Genomic DNA, 21,936 nt, shown 5'->3' on the forward strand with positions numbered 1-21,936 from the left:
AGAGATATTCTTTCTGAGATTCTAACAAGTTTCTATACAAAGATTGAAAAGGTTATTTAACTTTCTCTAAATGTTTTAAATTAAGCAGGTTTAACACCATCAGCACACTACTTTCATACATTTGATAATCAATTTTACTAATAGTTTGATAACCTAGTTTTTCAAAAAAAGGAACCAAGTATGCTTCAGCATCTACAAAATCAAATTTGATTCCATCTAGTAACTGCTGTTTGTATAATGCTTCCATTATTTTCAACCCTATACCTTTTCCTCTAAAATTACTTTGAACCATAAATCTCCCAGTAATTGATGTATATAAGGTATTTATATCTCCTACTTTTTCCATTTGATAGAGTTTTATATAGTAGTCTAAATCTAAATTTTCCAAATCTAAGTCTTTAGTATAATTGCATCTAATAGTACCAACCAATTGATGGCGATCGAGAGCCATAAATAGATTAGCAGATAAGTCCAATGGGTCTTCTAATTTCTTTTGTTCGTGGTTTGGTTCATAGTTTGGACAATTTTCCAACCATCCTAGTTCTTCTACATAGATTTGATAGCGCAATTTGAAAATTTCTTCTCTTTCTTCAGGAGTCCGAGCTAATCTGATTTCTAACATAGTATTTATAATGTCAACCTAACAAAATTCAAAAAATTACCGAAAAATTGGGTTTAAAGCCTCGCCCTTGTAGGGCGACTTTTTATTTTTATGTTAAGTCAATTGAATATATGCTATAGTGCTATTAGTTGCCGGGGGGCACTCGGAAACTCTAAACGGACGTGGAGGGAAGCGTTAGACTACCGCCAAGGAAGCAGCACCCTGTGTTAGCGACAGCTATGCGAAGCAAAGCGTCAACCCGCCGAGGAGTTATGGCTCAGTAGGAATCCCCTCGGCGGGTTGACGCCTCACAGGCTGCTGCTACTTTTGCGGTAGTCTTACACTTGCCTCCACGTCCGTTTTTTGTCTCGGACTGCCCGCCCGCGACTAATATATTTATCGCTGCATTCTCGTCTCTATCATGTTTTGCACCACAGTTTAGACACTCCCATTCTCGCACCTTCAGGTCTAGCTTCCCACCTTTAAAGCCACAATTTGAGCAAATTTGAGAAGTAGGCTTCCAACGATTAATTACTCTAAAATCACGACCATATTTTTCTGCTTTCCCTTCTAAGAATGTCCGGAATTGTCTCCAACCTAAATCAGAAATTGCTCTGGATAATTTACGGTTTTTTACCATACCAGAAACATTCAAGTCCTCTAAAACAATTGTTTGGTTTTCACGAATTATTTCAGTGGATAATTTATGTAGAAAGTCTGTTCTTGTATCTTTCAGTTTGCCATAGAATTTAGCTAATCTAATCCGTGCTTTTTCATACCTTTTAGAGCCTTTAGTTTTATGAGATAATGACAAACTTTACCTTTCTTAATTTCTTAATTCGTTTCTTAAGTGGTTTAGGAGCATCAACCTTTGTACCGTCACTAAATGTAGCAAAGGTTTTGATACCTAAATCTATACCTACTGAATTATCAGTTTTAGGTAAGATTTCTGGTTGTATTTCTACTACAAAACTTAAGAAGTATCTATGTAGGGGCGAACGGCCGTTCGCCCCTACGTCTTTGATTACTGTTACTGATGATGGAGCAGCAGGTAAATCTCTTGACCATACAATTTTCAGCTTTCCAATCTTGGCTAAATAGATTTTATGTTGACCAACTTTAAACCCTCCCTTTGTAAACCGAGCAGTTTGCTTTGACTTTCTGCTTTTAAATTTAGGAGGTTTAATAGGTCTGCCTTTTCTCTCACCTTTAGTCGATCTGAAAAAATTTGTAGGGGCAAACGGCCGTTTGCCCCTACGGTTTAAATCATTCAAAGATTGCTGCAATGGTATAGCAGAAACTTCTGATAACCATTCTCTGTCTTCAGTATTTTTCGATTGAGTTATAAACTGTTTTTGTAGTTCTGAATTAGTGGGTTTCTTTTCTCCTGATTTATACTTTTGTTGGCAGCAAGCTAGACTATCATTCCACACAACTCTAACACAACCAAATAGCTTGGCTAATCGGTGTTTTTGTCCCGGTGTTGGATATATGCGATACTTAAATCTAGCTTTCATAATTCCTATTTAAACTAACAGTATGATAACATATTTATAGAAATAAAATCAACTAAAAAGTCGCCCTAGAAGGGCGAGGCGCATACCCCAAATTTTCGGTAAATTTTTAGTAGCCATTTTATTTTGTAGCTATAGCGGTACTTGAATCGGGAATAGGGAATAGAGAACAAGGAATAGCAAACTGTAAAAGGGTTTTAGGATTGAAAAATGTCCGCTCCCAATTCTTGTGGTGCCATATTTAATAAGATTTATTGACTTTTCCCCGCGATAAATTCACGGGGATTCTAAAAGGATACTGCGCAATAGGTTAAAACTGCTCCCTCAGACTATAATAGTCTTAATTAAAAGAAAAGATAGGATTGATTAAAATACATCGAGTTGCATTTCATCTATCGCTTCAAAGACGATGACTTTCATGCTCCCGTGTTAATTTGGTAAGAAAATACTGTTAATAACTTTAACAGTATCTGCAAAAACCTTCGAGGTCTTTTTCTTTAGGAAACTTGTAGTATTTTTTTACTCAACTTTTAACCTATTTTCGATGTACTGGGAGAGTTTATATTGTTTCAACACATCTAGGGGTAAATGAGCAGCTCCTTGAATATATTCCAGACAATTTTCGCTTTGACAAAAACAATCAAAACCTCGATCCATAGACCATTCTGTTGATGGATAAAAGAATGTAAACTCTTCTCCCATTTCGATATTTCGTAGAGCAATTACTACCATTTTTTGAGTATCGAAAAAAACATTAGGACTGCAACTATGATTGATATATTGCAAAAATTCTGGGTCGAGCATAATATGCTGATGGTCGCTAATTTGGACAGTTAAATAGTTGGGGCGATCGAGAATTTCTTTACCACCAAAAGTACTTATAACTTGTCCAGGCTTAAATTCAACGGTGGCATATAAAGATTTGTAACCAGTAGTCTGACTCTCCCTAATTTCAGCAATTGACCCAATTTTTGTGATTTTTTCACTTACTAGCATAAATTTCTATTCTGGTTTGAGAACTAAATCTTTGACATTATACCACTTTTTTCCCATAGCAAAAAATTGTTTGTAGTCATATCAATAGTCTCCTTAAAAATTAAGTGCTTGCTGTTCCGTCTAATAACTCTACAAACTTTTATGAAAAGGTTTATTAATCTTATTCAGATGTCTATTAAGATCCAGATAAAAAAGCGAATTGCTGATACCTGACTACTAACTAATTACTTTAAAAATTACCGAAAATTTCAGGTATAAAGCCTCTCCATTGTAAGCATTCAGCTATTAGCTGTCAGCTATCAGCAACAAGGCTATGTCCTTACAGCGGTTTTCATTTCAGTAGACCACAGTAGGGGCGATTCGCGTTTGCGGAGCATTCGGTAGGAAATCGCCCCTACAGGGTTTTGGTTATGAAGATGTGGTTCATCAATCTGAAAAGCGCTGTAAAGGACAGTGTTTAAATTAACAACTGACTTTAAGAGCAAGGGAGGCAACTTTTGTAGTAAGACAGTTAATAAAGCTTTTATCCTAAACTAAAAGCAATAGCTGATAGCTGAAGTCCGCAGTTCCGACCATAGGAGGCTGGCTGACGGCTGTTTGTGCAGCATTCCGGAGGAAATGCTTATTCTCCATTCATGGATAAAAAAGCGGTCGAGGGATGGCGAGGTCTCCTCGCCATATCCAATCGACCAAGAGAAGAAAAAAAATCCTTTTAACTAATCCTCTTAATTTATAAGAAGAGGTAATTCTAAATTCTAAATTCTAAATTCTAAATTCTTGAATCAATCTTTGTTTTAATACACCTGCTAAACCTGCTATTGGCACTTTCATTTGTTCGCCAGTTCGTAGATCTTTTAAACTACACATATTAGCTGCTGCTTCCTCAGAACCAATAATTATACAAAAAGGAATTTTTTGCTTATCTGCTTGTTGTAATTGTTTTCCAACTCCACGACTATCAAAACTGGTTATTACATTCATCCCACTTCGGCGCAACTGTTGAGAAACATCCAAATAAGTTGCCATTAAATCTTCTTGCATATTCACAACCATAACTGTTGCTGGAGTAGGAGCAAAAGATTCTAAAATACCCGCCTTTAACAAACGACTCATTAATCTAGTTAAACCAATAGAAATACCAACTCCCGGCATTTTTTCCCCAATAAACATTCCCACTAATTCTTCATATCTACCCCCAGAACAAATACTTCCTAAAGCTTCATGTCCGATTAAAGTAGTTTCATAAACTGTGCCTGTATAATAATCTAATCCCCTAGCTATTGATAGATCGATACAGAAACGTTGGTCTGAAACACCCAAATTTCGCACCCCAGAAATTACTGTTTCTAATTCAGAAATTCCCTGAGTTAAAACCTCAGAATTATCCAAAGTTTCTGCCATACTTTTCAGCTTATCCAAAACATCATCAACCGTACCTTTGATTTTAGTAAAATCCCAAACTTTTTCCACTTGAGATTCAGACAAACTAATTTCAGACAAAGCTTTTTTAACCTTAGCTTCTCCCACTTTTTCCGCAGTATCAACAATTCTAATACAAGAAACAATATTCTCTGCTGCTACTCCCACAGATGCAAAAAAACCAGTTAAAACTTTGCGGTTATTAATTCTGATGAGAAAATCTCCAATATTAATCGCTTCAAATATTTCAGCAATAATCGCCGGAATTTGCGCATCATATAATAGACTTAATTTACCTCGCCCCACAACATCAATATCACATTGTCTAAACTGGCGAAAACGACCATCTTTTGCCCGTTCTCCTCGGAAAACAACATCCATTTGATAACGAGCAAAAGGGAAATTTAAATCATTCAAATGCCGAGCAATATAAGCAGCTAAAGGAACAGTTTGGTCGAACTTTAACGCCCTTTCTTCTGAGCCACTATCTCCAGCCTTTTCCTTTTCCGCTTGACGATTTGGAGGTAGAATTGGAAATAAACCATAAACAATATTATCTCCTTGATTTCCTTTTGCTTGTAAAACTTCTAAACGTTCAACTGCTGGAGTTTCAATAGGTGTAAATCCGTAGCGTTCAAACACCTGACGAATTGTATCCATTAAATAAGATTCTAATCGTTTTTCACCAGGGAGAAATTCTGGAAAACCACTAGGACAACTATAATTAATTTTATCTATTTTTGCCATTTTTTACCTCATATTCAGAGTAGGGGAGTTATCAGTTATCAGTTATCAGTTATCAGTCAATACGGTTTAGTTAAGGATTTTTTTGGCAGTTTTGTAGTTTGCAAAGCCTATCTAATAGTTCCATATCATAGGAATTTTCGTCTTAACTGACCGTATTGAGTTATCAGTTATCAGTACCTCTGCAATAAGGAGGCAAGAAAATACGGAATTCTCTTTTTAAAAGGGGAGGCTTTAGACCACAATTTATCGGTAAAAATATAAATAATTAACAAGCTACTGGCTAATAATTATTAAAAGGGTTATTTGGAAGCTGATAGCTGATAGCTGACCGCTGTTTGCGCAGCATTCCGGAGGAAATTCTTACCGAAAAATTCAGGTATAAAGCCTCTCCATTCATGGAGAAAAAAGCTGTCGTTTCGCTACGCGACATGAAAAGCGCAGCTTCCCGAAGGGTGAGATGGTGGACTGCGGAGCGGCTCTGATAAGAGCAGGTCTCCTCGCCATATCCATGAGAGCAAGATGAAGAAAAAAATCCTTTTAACCAATTCTCATTAATTTATAAAAGAGGTAATTCTAAATTCTAAATTCTAAATTCTAAATTCTAAATTCTAAATTCTAAATTCTAAATTCTAAATTCTTGAATTACTTTTTCTTTCCACCAAAAATCCCCCCAAATAAACCACCGCTTTTATCAGGTTTAGTTTCTTTTTGATCTTTTGATTTACCTGGTTTCTTTTTGCCAGTTGCAGCTTGTTCTAATAATTTTTTTACCTCCAATGCTTTGGGTTCTTGAGGATTTAATGAAAGAGCTCTTTTAACTTCAAAATTTGCCATTTTGCCTTGCTTTTGCTGGAAGTAACAAAAACCTAATAAAGCATGACAAAGACTATCATTTTGGTCAAACTTCAAAGCTCCTTTTAACTCTGAAATTGCCTTAACATAATTTTTATTAGATATTAATGTTTTAGCCCTACTACAAGCTTGCTCTACCAAAGGATTTTTAGTTGTGGGTTTTATAGTTGTGGGTTTGACAGAATCACTAGGAGGTTTCGGAGTAGGTGGAGGTGGGGGTTTAACAACTCCAGAACCAGTTTTGCGCAGCAAATAAGCTAAATTCAATTCACTAATTTCTCCGATTATATCTAAAGTTTTTTCAAGAGATTCATATTCGCGATCGCTTAATTCCTTGAGAGCTTCCTTATATACGTTTTGGTAATCTCCTGCCTTAGCAATTTTTTTTGCTGCATCAGTATTAAACTTAATTTGACTGCGCTTTTGAGAAACAGTATTACTAAGATTTTTGAGAACGACAAACAGTTCAGCGCGATCGCCTTCCTTAGAAAATTTATTATAAGCAGGACTCACCAACTTAGATAACAACTGATTAGCAAATTCTTTATCAGTTTCACTTTCAAAGGATGAAGTATCGGGGTGCAAACGACGCGCCACTCGCATATACCGTTTACGAATCTCACCAAATTCTGCATCTAGAGAAACCCCTAAAATTGCATGATGGTCTGTGAAATCAAATTGGAATAATCCTTGTTCAAATTTAAAAGACATAATAACAACTTTTCCTTAACAAAATTGCATTGAATCTAAACTTAATCTTTATTTACCGAAAAATTCAGGTATAAAGTCTCTCCATTCATGGAGAAAAAAGTGGTCGTTTCGCTACGCGACATGAAAAGCGTAGCTTCCCGTAGGGTGGGATGGGGAAGAAACCTGCACCATATCTAATCGACTAATAGAAGAAAAAAAATCCTTTGATCCAATCCTCTTAATTTATAATGAAGAGGTAATTCTAAATTCTAAATTCTAAATTCTAAATTCTAACCGTAGACCAATGAGACAAAGGCGGAGTTTCAATCAACGCTTTGCTCATTAAATCGTGAATTTTGCCATTAGTAGCTAAAATCTTACCCGAACTCATATCAAAAGGACTACCATTATAAGCCGTAACTTTACCCCCCGCTTCTTCCAACACCACTACACCTGCAGCGATATCCCAAGGCGATAAACCTCTTTCCCAATAACCATCTGCACGACCACAAGCAATAGAAGACAAATCCAGAGAAGCACAACCAGAACGTCGTACCCCTTGAGCTAGATAACATATTTGACAAAATTCTTTGTAATTATTGTCAGTAGTCTCCCGTCGGTCGTAAGCAAAACCCGTTATCGTCAAACTTCTTTCTAAAGTAGTAGTCTGAGAAACACTAATTGGTTTGCGGTTACGAGTTGCCCCCAAACCTTTAGCAGCACGAAACAGTTCATCCAAAATCGGATTAAATACCGCCCCCACCTGTGGTACCCCATCAATTAATAATCCTACCGAGGATGCTGAAAAAGGATATTGGTGGGCAAAATTAGTAGTACCATCCAAAGGGTCTATTGCCCATAGATATCTACTTGTTGTATCTCCCAACTCTCCCGACTCTTCCGCTAGAATGCCATGGTCTGGTAGATGTCGCTGTAAAACCTTGACGATCGCCTTTTCAGCAGCTTTGTCAGCTTCAGTCACCAAATTTCCAGGACTGCCCTTTTCTTGAATATCTTGAAGATTACCCCAATAAGACATCAACTCTGCACCACCAGCAAGAGCAGCTTCAGTGGCAATATCTAAGAAAACTTGTAATTGTTCTGCACTCATAAAAATAATTAACTTACATAATTAATAGGAATTGGAGGGTTGTTCAAAATCTCCATGACAATAATAACTTCTGACTTCTGTACGGGTGATTTCCTAACGGAATGCTTTCCTTGCGGAATGCTGCGCAAACGCAAACGCGTTTACGTTTGCGTAGCATCCCGTAGGGAAGTATTCCGTAGGAAATCACCCTACTGACTTCTGACTTCCTTAGAGGATATCTGAAAAGCTTTTGATACTGAATTTTGCCCCCTAGCCCCCAACTTTGGGGGAACAAGAGTCAATTTGCTTGCTCTAGTCCCCCAACTTTGGGGGATGCGCGGGGGCTTGGATGTAGCAAATGGGACTTCTCAGATAACCTCTTACCGAATAATTAAATAATTAAGGTTTAAAGCCTTTCCTTTAAAGGAGAAACAAGAAAAAATTTTCTTTAAGCGTTAATCCTATCCGCTTTCAAGGAGAGGTAATTATTAATTATTAATTATTAATTGTTTAACCTATTTTTAAGATTTTCACGACGAAATTGTGCGGGAGTTTGACGCATTGGACGTTCTGGATTCCAGATACCTCGTCCCATCAGTCTAGCTTTTTCTTGGGCATTAGCAAGACGTTCTGTATACTTATTGTTAGGAAAATATGGTTCTGCCAAGGCCAAACCTTCTTCTGCCATATATTCATTAATTAGTTTTCCATTCAGCCAAATATAAGCTAGTTGGCGATCGAATTTATCTTTTTTCTGGACATCAAACTCTAGTAAAACTTCTTGCCCCAAGGTTAACTTTTCTAGTTGGGTTCTAGCTTCTTGTCCCCAAGGTTTTTGTCTGATATCTGGTGCCTGAATACCAATCAAGCGAATGGGTTCTAGTATAGGTACAGCAGCAGAACGGTCAGTTATCTCAATGGTTTGTCCACTCACTACCCTTTCTACCCTAATTATTTTGCCCGAACGGGGATTTGAATTTTGACAGCCAGTGAAAAATATCCAGACTATAAGTAGATAAATGATTTTAGTCTTCATCCAATGGCAATCCCGCTTTTACCTTTCCTTTGCCAAAATAGCGGCCAAATTGGAGTTCGTATACTTCATCTTCATCTTGTGTCTCTACAAGTAGGTCAGAACGAGCATAGCTGACACACAGAAGAGCATAACCCTGTTTTTGAAGTTCTAATGATAGTCCCATTGCTTCTGGTTGATAGAGTTGGCCAGATATAACTCTCACTGCACAAGTAGTACAAGCACCATTACGACAGGAAAATGGTAAATCTACTCCTTGGTTTTCGGCACTGTGGAGGATGTAGCGGTCTTCAGGAACCCGGACTGTATGATATGTATCTTTTTGGCGATCGTGTATGCGAATTTGGTGATTACGGGCCATAATAATTTGAGAATATAATTTATAGTTATTGCTGGCGATTTAGAAATTAAGTTTTAATTAATAAACTAAAACATGATTTAATACTTATCTTATGTTATCTAGGCCCAATATCCAAGATAAAATTTTTTGCCAGAAAGACTTGCAAAATTTAGAATTATTCTGCTACAATTGTGGAATTGTGAGCAAACATAAAATTTAATAGTTTTGCTTTTTGGAGAGGTGGCCGAGTGGTTTAAGGCGCAGCACTGGAAATGCTGTTATGGGGTGACTTATACGGGGGTTCGAATCCCCCCCTCTCCGTTCTATAAAATGGGTTTCTGTGATTTAGCCAAAGTTAGGCTCTGGTTTAATGGTGTAACAAAGTATTTACCAAGGATGAATTTCATGCCTTATTTCAGCAATGCCCTTTTTTAAAATTGGTATAACATACTTTGGGGCTTTGCGCGATCGCTTAACAATCAGATTACTACTGTTAAAGCTGATTAATGTATCAGATTATATCATGTCCGTTTAATTAGTGATAAAAAACTTTCCTTTCCTCATTCTTTATTATTCTTTTTGTAATTGACCCAATACACTTGATCGCGATTGTTGGTCTTGGCAGCTATTATAATTGCCTACCCCATCATATTGAGTGGATACGATCATTTTTTGTGTCTTTTTTCAAAAATTTTCTTCCCTGTTGCCTGTTGCCTGTTGCCTGTTGCCTACTTCTATTTATAAGTATTCAACCGGACATGATATTACTACTGTTCAAGCTGATTAATGTAATGGTGAAAAGAGAAGAAAACCAGTAACTTTTAATTCTACCGTGGCAATATCCTTATTGTTGAGATTTTTGCATCCAACTTACAATTTCTTGAACTAATTCTTCAGTTTTTTTCGTACCATCAACAGTTAAGTCAGCTATTGTAGGTAGCAAATTTTGTACCTGTACCTCAGTAGAATGAGCTTCAATATCTTGATAATTTTGATAATGAATTATATTTCTTTCATTTAAACGAGCATTACGAATTTTTCATCAATACATATAAAAACTAAGCGAAATTCTAAAGGACTAATAATTCTCCGGAGAGTTTTCAGAACTTCGACATGACGAATACCATCTATTACTAATGGCTGTAATGGTTTCCAATTTACTTGTGCTAATACTGATTGACAAAACTTTTCTATTCCTTGATCGATCAGAGAAGCACCCAAATTTTGTAATACTTCTCTTGATTCTTCAAGGTTTCGACTTCTAGCAACAGTACAAACATAATCACCAAAACTGATATACTGCCAACCTAAATGTTGAGAAATTTCTTTGGAAAGAGTTGACTTTCCGCTAGCAATTTTACCAGCAAAACCAAGGACTATTGGTTTCATTTCCATAAATCAAGCTCCAATTGACCTATATTTTCATGTAATACAACCCAACCCCGGCGATCGCGTTTAACAAACTTTACCGGAGAAATAGGCTTAACATTTTGAATTCGCATTAAAGTAGCATAGGAAGCTTTTTCTCTATCTTCCCAAAACTTGTTATCTTGAGCGCAGATAGCGGCTGTAAATTTTTCTTTGATTGTTTGCCAAGATTCAGGGTCCAGTTCATAGAACCAAACGTAAGCAACCTGACAAATGCCAACAATTGCTCCACTCGAACGCTTGAGCAGTACAATGTCACCTTTTTGGACGCGCTGATAAGGAGCAAAGCGTCGAGTAGCAAATCTTGATTCCACAGTTTTCTGACCATCCAGTATAAACTGGAGATATGGCTCAACTAAGACAGCTAAATGAAGAGCAAATGGCTCTAAACAAGGTTTATTTAACTGTTCCAGATAATTTTCCCAAAAAGCATCGCCCTTTAAGGCTAACCGTAGGTCATCAACCAATAAGTTAAGGGAATTATTTATTTTTCCTTTATCCTTCAAAGATTAAATTCTCCTTTTGTTCCACTTCTATCAGTTCAATAATCTGATGAGTGGTGTCAGAAACTTGCTTAGTTTCCCAATTATTTAAGGAACGCTTTAAAGCAGATTCAACAGCTTGATGAGTAGATTGATTTTTTCTCAAAGCCTGCAAAATTAACTTCCCTTCGGGAAGTCCCGCGCTCTCGCTCAGGGGAGCGTCGTATGGGAAAAGCCAGGGCCTAGATTCGGATACCTTCATAAGCTAAACGTTCATATGCCCTTGACAAGCTAGGAGCATTTTGTTATTATCAATATCAAAACAGGGGGAGGACATCACCTCTGTCTAAACAGCGGTCAGGGTTTCCCAGACTGAAGAATCCCTATTTTTCCCGTAAGGGCAACGTCGGGAGTATGTCAATAATAATATACCGCAACCTTGGCAAGCAAAAATGCGATTTCCTGAAGTCCAAACGTCTGCTAATGGACGATGCCGATCTCGGCGACTTACCGATTGAAGTACATCACCAGGTAGAATGGATTTTAAAGATGGCTCTAAAAATTTAGTAACATTTTGCTGCTTAACGCGAATTCTTACTCCATCCAGCAATTCTTCAATCCATTTTGCTTGCTGATGGGAAACTGTAGGGCGAGGTACGAAGGTTTGATGAGTCCGCTGAAATATAGCTAAATTACTTCGTCGCCATTCTTTTGAAACTTGTGAAATTCCTTCAGCTTTTAGGGAATTTAATTCAAAAATTGGGGTTTGATAAGATAAGGCAAGTTCGTCTAAGCGATACAAAGTTAGACCAATTTGTTTAGCCCAGTTTAGAGTTTCCTTCCATTCTCGCTCCATTCCTGGTCTAGTTCCCAGAGGAGGCAGACTAATCAAGATATATCCACCAACCTGACATATTTGACACGCTGCCCATAGAAATGAATTGATATATTCTGGATACCAGGGTGGATCGAGGACAACTGCTTCGGCAGAAATTTGAGGAAGCGAATCTCTCATTACATCACATTGCACTACTTGTTCCTTGGAAGTTATTTGAGCCAGACTAGAAATTATGGCTTGGCTAGCTTCAAGCAAAATTAACTCTCTAGGATAAGAAATTTCTATGCCCATTCGCAGTAAGCTAGGTGTTCCGATTAATGCTACTTTACTATCATCAGAAGTCAGTTTTTGACATTGATTTAACAAATCTGTAGTAGCTACATCACTAAATCGCCAATCATAGTCTAGAGGATGGGGAACAGGCAAAGAAATTTGGTGCGCCAAGCTAATTGTTTTTCCCACTTTTTGGTTATCTGTTTTCAGGATGTTGTCCATGACTTGTCTAGAAATTTTCTGATCAGAAACAAGTCTTTGTATAGAGTTAAGCACTGTTGATGGATACACACTAGGCAAAGAAGTTATCAATTGCTCAAAGGTAGTAATATTTGTAGCAAGGGTTTTTAATATCCAATAATCAACAGATTTTTCAAATTCTCGTATTTCAATATCTGTAATTGAGTTCATTTTATAGAATGAATAAATAATATCAAATTCAGTAGCATCGGTGTTATTCAGTATTTAAAGATAAAGAGTCTATATTGTAGGGGCGAATGGCATTCGCCCCTAACCATTGTATAGCGACGACAGAATTATATTACTCCGAAGCCAGCGGATTTGATATAACTATTGGTTAGTAAAATCCTTTCAACTTTTAAGTACCCAATGAAACATCAGCAATATTCATAGCTCTTTCTTCAGAGGAAAATCGAGATTCTAACTCTTGTTGCCAAGCTTCAATAGCAATTTGTTGATTTTGCCAGGCATCAGCTATTGCCATATTGATTCTTTGTTTGACTGGAGTAAATTCCTGAATCTTGAGTGGAACTGTCCGCAGTGGTAAGTTTTCATCAAGCATTTGCAGGCGATCGACAAAACGATTTACATCTTCTCTTATTTGCTGTTTTGAGGGTGTGGTAAAAGTAGCATAGGCATATAAATCAATGCCCAGTGTTAAAAATCTGTTCATCAGGTTAAATTGTTGTTCAAATAGTTCTGGTTCAGCACGAGTATTAAATGCAAATGACTCAGTATTAAAACCTTTAAAACAGCAAACTCGACCATAGTTTTCATAAGTAGCAACAAGTTCAATATCTGCGTCTGAAAGAAATCGCCAAAAATAATCATTACTAAGATTATCATCAGACCAAATATAAATTTGTTTTTCTAGTCCGCGACTTCTAAGTTCAGCCATCATCCAAGGTACCCATTCAGGAATAATATCTGGCTGGCCACCAGTTAGATCGATTATCGGAGGTGGGTTTGTTTGGCTAAGATAGCGATCGATAAGCATACTAGGACTTAACCATTCTGAATGATGGGGGTTTGCACTGAGCAACTCAAAAGGAACATAACAATACCAACAACGCCAGTTACAAACAGCATTTTGAAAAACTTGCGATCGCATCATATCTGTTGATGGTAAACCTAATGCTTTGCAAGCTGGATCGATGGGTAAGGGATTTGGAATCCAAGAATCTCCTAAATTTCGCCGAAAGTGTCTAATTCGTCCAACTCCGCCACAATTAGGTGGTTCGCTTAAATCTTTCTCTTGTTGAGTATTATGGAAATTGGTTATTAATAACTTCTTTTCACCTAGATTGACTGATGCAGTTCGATAGTGAGTTGATAAAGTGTCTGTATTAATAGGCATTACAACTTTTGTTCCTCTTTAGTTTTAGATGAACTTCTAGGATTTTTATTTGGAATTCGTGGAACTTTTTCTCCATTTTCTGTCAGTTTTGGCAATCTTTCTTCAATGTAAAGCATGACCAAATTTGTTAAATATTCAATTTCTGTTACAGTCAAATCCCGACCTTGAGGAATTTGATGCCAATACTCAATACATTTCCGACAACAACAAGCTGTAGCGTGTTGAGCATAATATATAGAGTTTCCTGAGTTTTCTTTTGGTGTTTGTCTACCTTCATTATAATTCTGTGCAGAACCCACAGATTTACTAATTCGCTGAACAACAGCTTCACGGAGTTTAATTTTTCCTTTTCTACGAGCATGATTAATAGCTTTCTGGTCAATTTCAAGGTGCCAATAATGATGGCGTATTTTTTCGTACTTGAGAGCTTGAAAAGTATTTTGAACATCACTCAAATCACGTTTGTGAACTCTTTCCCAATCAACCAGGTCAGCACCACACTCGCGACATGAACCAAATGGCTGATTAACATTTTTCTTTCTTTTATCTTGCAAAAAGCAATGCAAATTGTTTTGACAATCTGTGCTAGTACACTTAATTTCTAGGGGTTTTAATTCCTCTTCTGCATTCCATTCGTCTGTCATAGTTTTTTCAATCTCCTATTTACATAATTTTTTTGCTGTTTTTAAACATCAGATAGAGCCTGCATTAATAGATTTATATCTATTTGATTGAGTTTTCCAAAGTTAATTTTTTCAAGCAGAATATCTCGCGCAATTTCCCAAGGATCGGAAGAGTCTGTATCTTCTTTTTGTAAATTCATAGCGGTTCCCCACCAATTTTCTCCCTGCAAAGAAAGGCGAAATGCCATGTAATTTGCTAATGAAGATAATGAAACTTTTTCTATTGTTGCAACTTGAGGAACAACTTTTTTTAATCGCTCAATACTTCCCTGAGCATTCTTAACGCATAAATCGGCTAACTCTTTAGCACGACCATCAAGAATAATATGCCCGGCAAATCTACTAGCTGTTATTTCTTCTTTAGAATTCCTTCTCTCTTCTGCTGTTTCACTCTCCTCAATAATTGTCCGCTCATCTAATTTTGGCTCTTGAGCTGTATGCCAAAGTTCATGGAGCAAATCGAAAAGCCAACGAGAAGTATAGTGATTTTGCTGTTTCAGGACAATAATATTACGACCCTGAATGCGCCAAAAAGCACCATGAAATGAACCAGAATCTTTTAATGGTAAAACTGGTATTCCCAAACTCCAAATGTACTGGAGAGTATGTTTAAAATCTAAGCTGCCATAAGTAGAAATAATTGTTTCTCTAACCTGATTAGGATTAGTAGGAACTGGCTTTTTTGGTAAATCTGATGTAGCATCAAATACTAAAAGTGCTAAATAATGAGCATAGACAGTATAGGCATTAAAACGTTTTTCATTAGCTCCTTTAGGCAATTTAAAACGTGCTGCCCCTATTGCTGCTGTTTCTAGTTGAAGTGAATCAGAACTGAATATTTCAGCAGGTCTTAATCTAAATATTCTCTCCAAAATTGCTGCAATTTTTAAAGCTAAAACACTTGTTTCTTGCTCAGATAAATTATCTGATTCTATCTTTTCAACTACATCTTGAGAGATAAGTCTTTTAGTAATCAAGTTGCGTTCAATTCCTACTTGCTTTAAACGACTAAACAGGGCTTTTAGCGAGACTTCAGAACTAGGTAAGAAAACATCTTCTGTTACCTGAATACCGAGTATTTGGATTATCTCTCGTATTCTTGTTAAGCTAGCAGAAGCATATTCTGTTGCTTCATATCTTTGGATTTGTTGTTCTTTAAGATCGAGTCTTTCAGCTAATTCTTTCTGAGTTAAACCAGAGGCAATACGAGCTTTGATTAGAGCAGTAGGCAATTCATCTAATGAATGTAATTCAAGAATTTCTTGTTGACCAGATTTTAAGGCTTCATATTCTAATAACTCTTCACGAAGGTCGTTAAGCTGACTTTCTAAAGCTTCTTTTTGAGCTTTTAAAAGAAGTGGATGAATTTCTTGACTACTACCCAAATTTTGCGTTAGTTGTACCAATGCTTCTTCAAACTTTTTAGCTTGAGATTGAGTAACACGATATTGTTTTTCATTTTTAATCATGGTTGCCACCTACTCAAATCTATTGCAATAATGCCTTTCGGATTACCATTTTTATCAATCTGAAAAAATTCTAGAAAAGTATTTACCCCGTCTGCTATCCAAGATGCTGGAAATAATTCCCCCAGGTACTTAATTTTCTGTGCTGCTCGTCTGTCATCAAATTTATACAAAACTGGGTCAGATTCATATAAGAAATCAAAATCTACTCCAGTAGTATCCCAACAAGCATCGAAATCTCCTGGAACTTCTTTTGTTGTAACAAAGCTGCCATCAATATAAATAGTTTGACATCCAGCTTTTGATAGAACATCAATAGCAGACTTGAGTCCTTTAATTAGTTTCTGGCGATGTGGCGTAATTCCAAATCGCTCAACAAATTCAGGCCAAGTAGCCCAATGTACCCCTGGAGGCAAATTTCCGTCTTTATTGAATAATTTTATCATAACACAACTTTTTTGTTGTGTAGTAATAATAACACAACTTTTTTGTTGTATTGCAAATAAAAATTATCTAGAGAAGGAGAATTAGTGGCCAGTCGTCTCATGTAATATAACCATTTAATAGTAGGTGGCACTAATTTGTGTTTTTTTTATCCTCATTTCCTCTAATCAAACAGTCTAAATTCGGCGTTGGTAATTGGTGGGATGATTTTCTACTAGGGGTAATACCCGTCACTTGCTCTGGTTAAATATTTAGAGGTGTCAGAAACAGATTACTTTTAAAGTTTCATCTCTTGATTTACCAACGCCCTAAATTCTTCAAACACAACAGAAAAACCATCCCCATCAGGAGAAGCACACATTAAACCAACTTGCAACTCATTTGCCGTAGTCAAATAACCCAGTCTCAACAAACTATACCTCTCTCCATCCAGAGAATATTCAACTTCCACTGTTTCTCCACTCCGCTTTAACCGCAACCAAATACTTTCCGGGTTTTCCGGCAACGATACCACTGACCAGTCAGAATATTCTCTAGTCACCACAGCACTTGCCTGTTGCACGCCATCTACAAATTCAATGCCACATTTTACCCAAGTTTTCTCATCCAAACGCACCATCAAACCTGCTTGGTCGTATAATGCTTGATATTCACCAGTAATTTTGACTTGGGCGGTAAAGTCACCTGTAATATTCTGATAATAAAAATGACCGTTATCGCGAATAAAACCATAGTGAGTCACTCGCCAAAAATCTGTCTTTGCACCAGTGGTGACTTGAATTACTCCATCTTGGTCGCTCCAGACAGGGGTTGGTTGTACCATTGCATATTTGTTGGGGTCGGTGAATTTATTGATGTTGGTGAGGAAATGCTCAACACACCACCATTAATAATATCTTGATATGAAATTTGCCAACCTGACACTGGTTGACCATTGAGTAAATATGGTTCGGGATGATTACCTTTTTGGATAACAAAATCTTTGCCATTATCCAAATGTATCGTCCCTTGAGAAAAATGTAGATATCCCAAATCAAACATTGGCGTACCCGGAGTCACCTGATATAAACCCAAAGCACTGAGAATATACCAAGCTGACATTTGTCCGCAGTCTTCATTACCTATGATGCCATCTGGTGTAGCTTTGTACATTGTAGTGAGTATTTGTTTGACATAAGCACGAGTCAGATCGTTGCGATCGACAAAATTGAAAAGATAGCAGATGTGATGACTGGGTTCATTGCCGTGAGCATATTGTCCAATTAACCCTGTAATATCGGGAAGCTCATTTCCTTTGCTACTATCCAGGGAAAATAATTTTTCCAGTTGTGCTAAAAATGCTGACTTCCCACCCATAAGTTCAATTAAATCTGGAATATTGTGAGGCACAAACCAGGTATATTGCCAGGAGTTACCCTCAATAAATGGAGACTCCCATGCTGCGGCAAACGGATCGAAATTATCCCAACTACCATCCCTACGTTTGGGGCGCATTAATTTTTGACTGGGGTCGAATACTTGACGGTATGCTTGAGAACGTTTTTCATAACTTTCTGCCAGACTAATATTTCCGAAAATTCTGGCAACTTGAGCGATCGCCCAATCATTATAGGCAAATTCTAGAGTCCGCGACACTGACCAGTTAACATCAACATCTGAGGGAACAAAACCATAATTACGATAGGCATTTAATTCTGGTTCTTGTCTATTCATGGTGTCGATCGCTGCTCCTAACGCCCACCAATTATCATAGTTCCGCAAACCTTTGGTAAAAGCATCGACAATAACACTAATAGCATGACGACCAACCATTGTTTTGACATCTTTTTCTCCTAGTTTCCACTTTGGTAGGGAACCCACTTGGTCGTAATGTATCAACATAGATTTGATATATTCATTGGTTTCTGAAGGTTCCAGCAAGGTCATCAATGGGTGGAGGGCGCGAAATGTATCCCATAATGAAAATAGGGTGTAGTTGGTAAAACCTCCTGCGGTATGGATGCGTCCATCTGCTCCCCGAAACTTTTTGTCTACATCCATATAAATATGTGGAGCTTTGTAAGTATGGTAAAGAGCAGTGTAGAAAATGATTTTATCTGTTTCGTTTTCGGTTTGAATGTCTATTTTTGCCAGTTTCTCGCGCCAGAGTTCTTTGCCGGAGTCTACTGTTTGATAAAATTGCCAGGATGGGATTTCTTTTTCGAGATTTTTTTGCGCGCCACTAATATCTACTGCGGAAATACCGACTCTAATTTTTAGGTAGGAAATTTGCCCAAAGTCTAGATATGACTGAATATTTTTACTATCTGCATTTTTGAGTTGATTCAGATTTTTTCCATCGGTGGAGATATAGATTTTTTGGAAGGGTTGCTCAAATTTGATATAGAAATAAATTCTTTGTTCGGGCGACCAACTTTGACTGATGCGACTGCCGACAATGGTGTAGGAGTCTAATGCTTTGAGACTAGCAGAGAGAGTTTTTTCGTCTCGGCGATGAACTAAGTCTATGAGCAGGTTAACTTTAGCATTTTCGGGAAAAGTGTAGTAGTGGAAACCACTCCGTTGTTTAGCTGTGAGTTCGACTTGTATTCCTGAGTTTAATTTGACTTTGTAGTAAGCAGGAGAAGCTGTTTCCGAATTTTTATCAAAGCGTTCTCGATAACCTGAGTCTGGGTTTTCCAGAGTTCCCGGTTCGAGTGTCATAGTACCAATTTTTGGCAAAATTAGAATATCCCCATAGTCTGCAATACCTGTACCGCTTAGGTGAGTGTGGGAAAAACCGAGAATACTGCGATCGCTATCATAGTATCCAGAACAGGCATCCCACCCTTCGACTCTGGTATCGGGACCAAGTACGACAAAACCATTGGGAACGCTTGCCCCTGGGTTGGTGTGGCCATGACCACCTGTACCAATTAAGGGGTTGACATATTTGAGGTTATCTGTGGTTGGTGTATTTGTGTTAGTCATAAATTGAGGAAGGAAGTAGCAAGAAAGCAGAAAAATAAAATTATACCGTTTCTTATCTTACAGCGGTTTTCATTTCAGTAGACCACAGTAGTGGACTGTTTCATCTTAAATGATGCAATAGAAAATGGGGAGATGGGGGGATGGGGGGATGGGGTGACGAAAAAAAGCTAATGCACTATTTTAGGTGAAACAATCCAGTAGTGGACTGTTTCATCTTAAATGATGCAATAGAAAATCCACTAGAGATTGCTTCACTATCGTTCGCAATGACAATTCTAATGCACTACTTTAGATGAAACGGTCCTGTAGGGGCGAATGGCATTCGCCCTTACAAGGTTTTGGTTATGACGATGTGGTTTAGAGATCGGCAAAAGCGCTGTCATAGTAGTTGAGCCAATGGAACTGAGTAAAAACTTCTATTGCGACATCCACAACAAAACCACAGACACTGAAAATTCCCAATAGAACTGAGTAAAAACTTCTATTGCGACATCCGCAACAAAACCACAGACACTGAAAATTCCCAATAGAACTGAGTAAAAACTTCTATTGCGACATCCGCAACAAAACCACAGACACTGAAAATTCCCAATAGAACTGAGTAAAAACTCCTATTGCGACATCCGCAACAAAACCACAGACACTGAAAATTCCCAATAGAACTGAGTAAAAACTTCTATTGCGACATCCGCAACAAAACCACAGACACTGAAAATTCCCAATAGAACTGAGTAAAAACTTCTATTGCGACATCCGCAACAAAACCACAGACACTGAAAATTCCCAATAGAACTGAGTAAAAACTTCTATTGCGACATCCGCAACAAAACCACAGACACTGAAAATTCCCAATAGAACTGAGTAAAAACTTCTATTGCGACATCCGCAACAAAACCACAGACACTGAAAATTCCCAATAGAACTGAGTAAAAACTCCTATTGCGACATCCGCAACAAAACCACAGACACTGAAAATTCCCAATAGAACTGAGTAAAAACTTCTATTGCGACATCCGCAACAAAACCACAGACACTGAAAATTCCCAATAGAACTGAGTAAAAACTTCTATTGCGACATCCGCAACAAAACCACAGACACTGAAAATTCCCAATAGAACTGAGTAAAAACTTCTATTGCGACATCCGCAACAAAACCACAGACACTGAAAATTCCCAATAGAACTGAGTAAAAACTTCTATTGCGACATCCGCAACAAAACCACAGACACTGAAAATTCCCAATAGAACTGAGTAAAAACTTCTATTGCGACATCCGCAACAAAACCACAGACACTGAAAATTCCCAATAGAACTGAGTAAAAACTTCTATTGCGACATCCGCAACAAAACCACAGACACTGAAAATTCCCAATAGAACTGAGTAAAAACTCCTATTGCGACATCCGCAACAAAACCACAGACACTGAAAATTCCCAATAGAACTGAGTAAAAACTCCTATTGCGACATCCGCAACAAAACCACAGACACTGAAAATTCCCAATAGAACTGAGTAAAAACTCCTATTGCGACATCCGCAACAAAACCACAGACACTGAAAATTCCCAATAGAACTGAGTAAAAACTCCTATTGCGACATCCGCAACAAAACCACAGACACTGAAAATTCCCAATAGAACTGAGTAAAAACTCCTATTGCGACATCCGCAACAAAACCACAGACACTGAAAATTCCCAATAGAACTGAGTAAAAACTTCTATTGCGACATCCGCAACAAAACCACAGACACTGAAAATTCCCAATAGAACTGAGTAAAAACTCCTATTGCGACATCCGCAACAAAACCACAGACACTGAAAATTCCCAATAGAACTGAGTAAAAACTCCTATTGCGACATCCGCAACAAAACCACAGACACTGAAAATTCCCAATAGAACTGAGTAAAAACTCCTATTGCGACATCCGCAACAAAACCACAGACACTGAAAATTCCCAATAGAACTGAGTAAAAACTCCTATTGCGACATCCGCAACAAAACCACAGACACTGAAAATTCCCAATAGAACTGAGTAAAAACTCCTATTGCGACATCCGCAACAAAACCACAGACACTGAAAATTCCCAATAGAACTGAGTAAAAACTCCTATTGCGACATCCGCAACAAAACCACAGACACTGAAAATTCCCAATAGAACTGAGTAAAAACTCCTATTGCGACATCCGCAACAAAACCACAGACACTGAAAATTCCCAATAGAACTGAGTAAAAACTCCTATTGCGACATCCGCAACAAAACCACAGACACTGAAAATTCCCAATAGAACTGAGTAAAAACTCCTATTGCGACATCCGCAACAAAACCACAGACACTGAAAATTCCCAATAGAACTGAGTAAAAACTCCTATTGCGACATCCGCAACAAAACCACAGACACTGAAAATTCCCAATAGAACTGAGTAAAAACTCCTATTGCGACATCCGCAACAAAACCACAGACACTGAAAATTC

19 protein-coding genes and 1 tRNA gene are annotated in these 21,936 nt (G+C 37.6%); 1 reads left to right on the top strand and 19 read right to left on the bottom strand.

From position 1 onward, the window contains the following. Positions 1-52 precede the first annotated feature (52 nt). The 9 genes from SAGCYANO_RS12500 to SAGCYANO_RS12535 all read right to left on the bottom strand — a co-directional run bounded on the left by SAGCYANO_RS12500 (position 53) and on the right by SAGCYANO_RS12535 (position 9,303). Positions 53-622, bottom strand: a complete 570-nt coding sequence (locus tag SAGCYANO_RS12500; protein WP_202220379.1) for a GNAT family N-acetyltransferase — start codon at positions 620-622, stop codon at positions 53-55. 256 nt (positions 623-878) lie between these two features. Further along, on the bottom strand, positions 879-1,415 hold the full coding sequence (locus SAGCYANO_RS49195; RefSeq protein ID WP_307785874.1) for an RNA-guided endonuclease TnpB family protein: 537 nt from the start codon (positions 1,413-1,415) through the stop codon (positions 879-881). Then, entirely contained in the window at positions 1,399-2,118 is a 720-nt protein-coding gene (locus SAGCYANO_RS49200; protein WP_307785875.1) for an RNA-guided endonuclease TnpB family protein, read from the bottom strand. The genes SAGCYANO_RS49195 and SAGCYANO_RS49200 overlap by 17 nt, the downstream gene beginning before the upstream one ends. 516 nt (positions 2,119-2,634) lie before the next feature. Beyond that, complete coding sequence (locus SAGCYANO_RS12510; protein ID WP_202220380.1) at positions 2,635-3,111, bottom strand: SET domain-containing methyltransferase; 477 nt, start codon at positions 3,109-3,111, stop codon at positions 2,635-2,637. Positions 3,112-3,873: 762 nt separating this feature from the next. Continuing rightward, complete coding sequence (gene hisS, locus SAGCYANO_RS12515; RefSeq protein WP_202220381.1) at positions 3,874-5,277, bottom strand: histidine--tRNA ligase; 1,404 nt, start codon at positions 5,275-5,277, stop codon at positions 3,874-3,876. A 642-nt stretch (positions 5,278-5,919) separates the two neighbouring features. Further along, positions 5,920-6,840 (bottom strand): J domain-containing protein, encoded by a 921-nt coding sequence (locus tag SAGCYANO_RS12520; RefSeq protein ID WP_202220382.1) that lies wholly within the window; start codon positions 6,838-6,840, stop codon positions 5,920-5,922. 262 nt (positions 6,841-7,102) lie between these two features. Continuing rightward, entirely contained in the window at positions 7,103-7,930 is an 828-nt protein-coding gene (locus SAGCYANO_RS12525) for an inositol monophosphatase family protein (protein WP_202220383.1), read from the bottom strand. A 481-nt stretch (positions 7,931-8,411) separates the two neighbouring features. Continuing rightward, positions 8,412-8,843 carry a thermonuclease family protein gene (locus SAGCYANO_RS12530; protein ID WP_237396107.1) on the bottom strand — a complete coding sequence of 144 codons (432 nt, stop codon included), beginning with the start codon at positions 8,841-8,843 and terminating at the stop codon, positions 8,412-8,414. A gap of 91 nt (positions 8,844-8,934) precedes the next feature. After that, entirely contained in the window at positions 8,935-9,303 is a 369-nt protein-coding gene (locus SAGCYANO_RS12535; protein ID WP_202220385.1) for a 2Fe-2S iron-sulfur cluster-binding protein, read from the bottom strand. A 213-nt stretch (positions 9,304-9,516) separates the two neighbouring features. Here SAGCYANO_RS12535 and SAGCYANO_RS12540 point away from each other — a divergent pair. Then, positions 9,517-9,603, top strand: a tRNA-Ser gene (locus SAGCYANO_RS12540). 696 nt (positions 9,604-10,299) lie between these two features. On the opposite strand, the gene SAGCYANO_RS12545 is transcribed toward SAGCYANO_RS12540, so the two are convergent. The 10 genes from SAGCYANO_RS12545 to SAGCYANO_RS12590 all read right to left on the bottom strand — a co-directional run bounded on the left by SAGCYANO_RS12545 (position 10,300) and on the right by SAGCYANO_RS12590 (position 19,463). Then, the gene (locus tag SAGCYANO_RS12545; protein ID WP_237396108.1) at positions 10,300-10,671 is read right to left on the bottom strand and encodes an AAA family ATPase; all 372 of its coding nucleotides are present in this window, start codon (positions 10,669-10,671) and stop codon (positions 10,300-10,302) included. Then, the gene (locus SAGCYANO_RS12550; protein ID WP_202220387.1) at positions 10,668-11,216 is read right to left on the bottom strand and encodes an ASCH domain-containing protein; all 549 of its coding nucleotides are present in this window, start codon (positions 11,214-11,216) and stop codon (positions 10,668-10,670) included. The genes SAGCYANO_RS12545 and SAGCYANO_RS12550 overlap by 4 nt, the downstream gene beginning before the upstream one ends. Continuing rightward, positions 11,206-11,367, bottom strand: a complete 162-nt coding sequence (locus SAGCYANO_RS12555) for a hypothetical protein (protein WP_202220388.1) — start codon at positions 11,365-11,367, stop codon at positions 11,206-11,208. The genes SAGCYANO_RS12550 and SAGCYANO_RS12555 overlap by 11 nt, the downstream gene beginning before the upstream one ends. A gap of 171 nt (positions 11,368-11,538) precedes the next feature. After that, positions 11,539-12,714 carry a hypothetical protein gene (locus SAGCYANO_RS12560; RefSeq protein ID WP_202220389.1) on the bottom strand — a complete coding sequence of 392 codons (1,176 nt, stop codon included), beginning with the start codon at positions 12,712-12,714 and terminating at the stop codon, positions 11,539-11,541. A gap of 187 nt (positions 12,715-12,901) precedes the next feature. Continuing rightward, positions 12,902-13,900 carry a hypothetical protein gene (locus SAGCYANO_RS12565; protein ID WP_202220390.1) on the bottom strand — a complete coding sequence of 333 codons (999 nt, stop codon included), beginning with the start codon at positions 13,898-13,900 and terminating at the stop codon, positions 12,902-12,904. After that, the gene (locus SAGCYANO_RS12570; RefSeq protein ID WP_202220391.1) at positions 13,900-14,544 is read right to left on the bottom strand and encodes a DUF4186 family protein; all 645 of its coding nucleotides are present in this window, start codon (positions 14,542-14,544) and stop codon (positions 13,900-13,902) included. The genes SAGCYANO_RS12565 and SAGCYANO_RS12570 overlap by 1 nt, the downstream gene beginning before the upstream one ends. A gap of 41 nt (positions 14,545-14,585) precedes the next feature. Then, positions 14,586-16,052, bottom strand: coding sequence for a helix-turn-helix transcriptional regulator (locus SAGCYANO_RS12575; protein WP_202220392.1), 1,467 nt, complete (start codon positions 16,050-16,052; stop codon positions 14,586-14,588). Continuing rightward, positions 16,049-16,495: a DUF6932 family protein gene (locus tag SAGCYANO_RS12580; RefSeq protein ID WP_202220393.1), complete on the bottom strand. Its 447-nt coding sequence runs from the start codon at positions 16,493-16,495 to the stop codon at positions 16,049-16,051. The genes SAGCYANO_RS12575 and SAGCYANO_RS12580 overlap by 4 nt, the downstream gene beginning before the upstream one ends. A 275-nt stretch (positions 16,496-16,770) precedes the next feature. After that, a complete protein-coding gene (locus SAGCYANO_RS12585; RefSeq protein ID WP_237396109.1) occupies positions 16,771-17,316 on the bottom strand; it encodes a DUF1349 domain-containing protein in 546 nt (181 codons plus the stop codon). Further along, positions 17,274-19,463 (bottom strand): GH92 family glycosyl hydrolase, encoded by a 2,190-nt coding sequence (locus SAGCYANO_RS12590; protein WP_237396110.1) that lies wholly within the window; start codon positions 19,461-19,463, stop codon positions 17,274-17,276. The genes SAGCYANO_RS12585 and SAGCYANO_RS12590 overlap by 43 nt, the downstream gene beginning before the upstream one ends. Positions 19,464-21,936: the final 2,473 nt, after the last annotated feature.

It is taken from the genome of Okeania sp. KiyG1, from assembly GCF_014132355.1.
Taxonomy (GTDB): Bacteria; Cyanobacteriota; Cyanobacteriia; order Cyanobacteriales; family Microcoleaceae; genus Okeania.

Bases quoted from the DNA above. Each gene is read 5' to 3' on its own strand.
- SAGCYANO_RS12565 (WP_202220390.1), bottom strand. From the start codon at position 13,900: ATGCCTATTAATACAGACACTTTATCAACTCACTATCGAACTGCATCA.
- SAGCYANO_RS12575 (WP_202220392.1), bottom strand. From the start codon at position 16,052: ATGATTAAAAATGAAAAACAATATCGTGTTACTCAATCTCAAGCTAAA.
- SAGCYANO_RS12545 (WP_237396108.1), bottom strand. From the start codon at position 10,671: ATGAAACCAATAGTCCTTGGTTTTGCTGGTAAAATTGCTAGCGGAAAG.
- SAGCYANO_RS12525 (WP_202220383.1), bottom strand. From the start codon at position 7,930: ATGAGTGCAGAACAATTACAAGTTTTCTTAGATATTGCCACTGAAGCT.
- SAGCYANO_RS49200 (WP_307785875.1), bottom strand. From the start codon at position 2,118: ATGAAAGCTAGATTTAAGTATCGCATATATCCAACACCGGGACAAAAA.
- SAGCYANO_RS12580 (WP_202220393.1), bottom strand. From the start codon at position 16,495: ATGATAAAATTATTCAATAAAGACGGAAATTTGCCTCCAGGGGTACAT.
- SAGCYANO_RS12590 (WP_237396110.1), bottom strand. From the start codon at position 19,463: ATGACTAACACAAATACACCAACCACAGATAACCTCAAATATGTCAAC.
- SAGCYANO_RS12500 (WP_202220379.1), bottom strand. From the start codon at position 622: ATGTTAGAAATCAGATTAGCTCGGACTCCTGAAGAAAGAGAAGAAATT.
- SAGCYANO_RS12535 (WP_202220385.1), bottom strand. From the start codon at position 9,303: ATGGCCCGTAATCACCAAATTCGCATACACGATCGCCAAAAAGATACA.
- SAGCYANO_RS12520 (WP_202220382.1), bottom strand. From the start codon at position 6,840: ATGTCTTTTAAATTTGAACAAGGATTATTCCAATTTGATTTCACAGAC.
- hisS (WP_202220381.1), bottom strand. From the start codon at position 5,277: ATGGCAAAAATAGATAAAATTAATTATAGTTGTCCTAGTGGTTTTCCA.
- SAGCYANO_RS12560 (WP_202220389.1), bottom strand. From the start codon at position 12,714: ATGAACTCAATTACAGATATTGAAATACGAGAATTTGAAAAATCTGTT.
- SAGCYANO_RS12570 (WP_202220391.1), bottom strand. From the start codon at position 14,544: ATGACAGACGAATGGAATGCAGAAGAGGAATTAAAACCCCTAGAAATT.
- SAGCYANO_RS12510 (WP_202220380.1), bottom strand. From the start codon at position 3,111: ATGCTAGTAAGTGAAAAAATCACAAAAATTGGGTCAATTGCTGAAATT.
- SAGCYANO_RS12585 (WP_237396109.1), bottom strand. From the start codon at position 17,316: ATGGTACAACCAACCCCTGTCTGGAGCGACCAAGATGGAGTAATTCAA.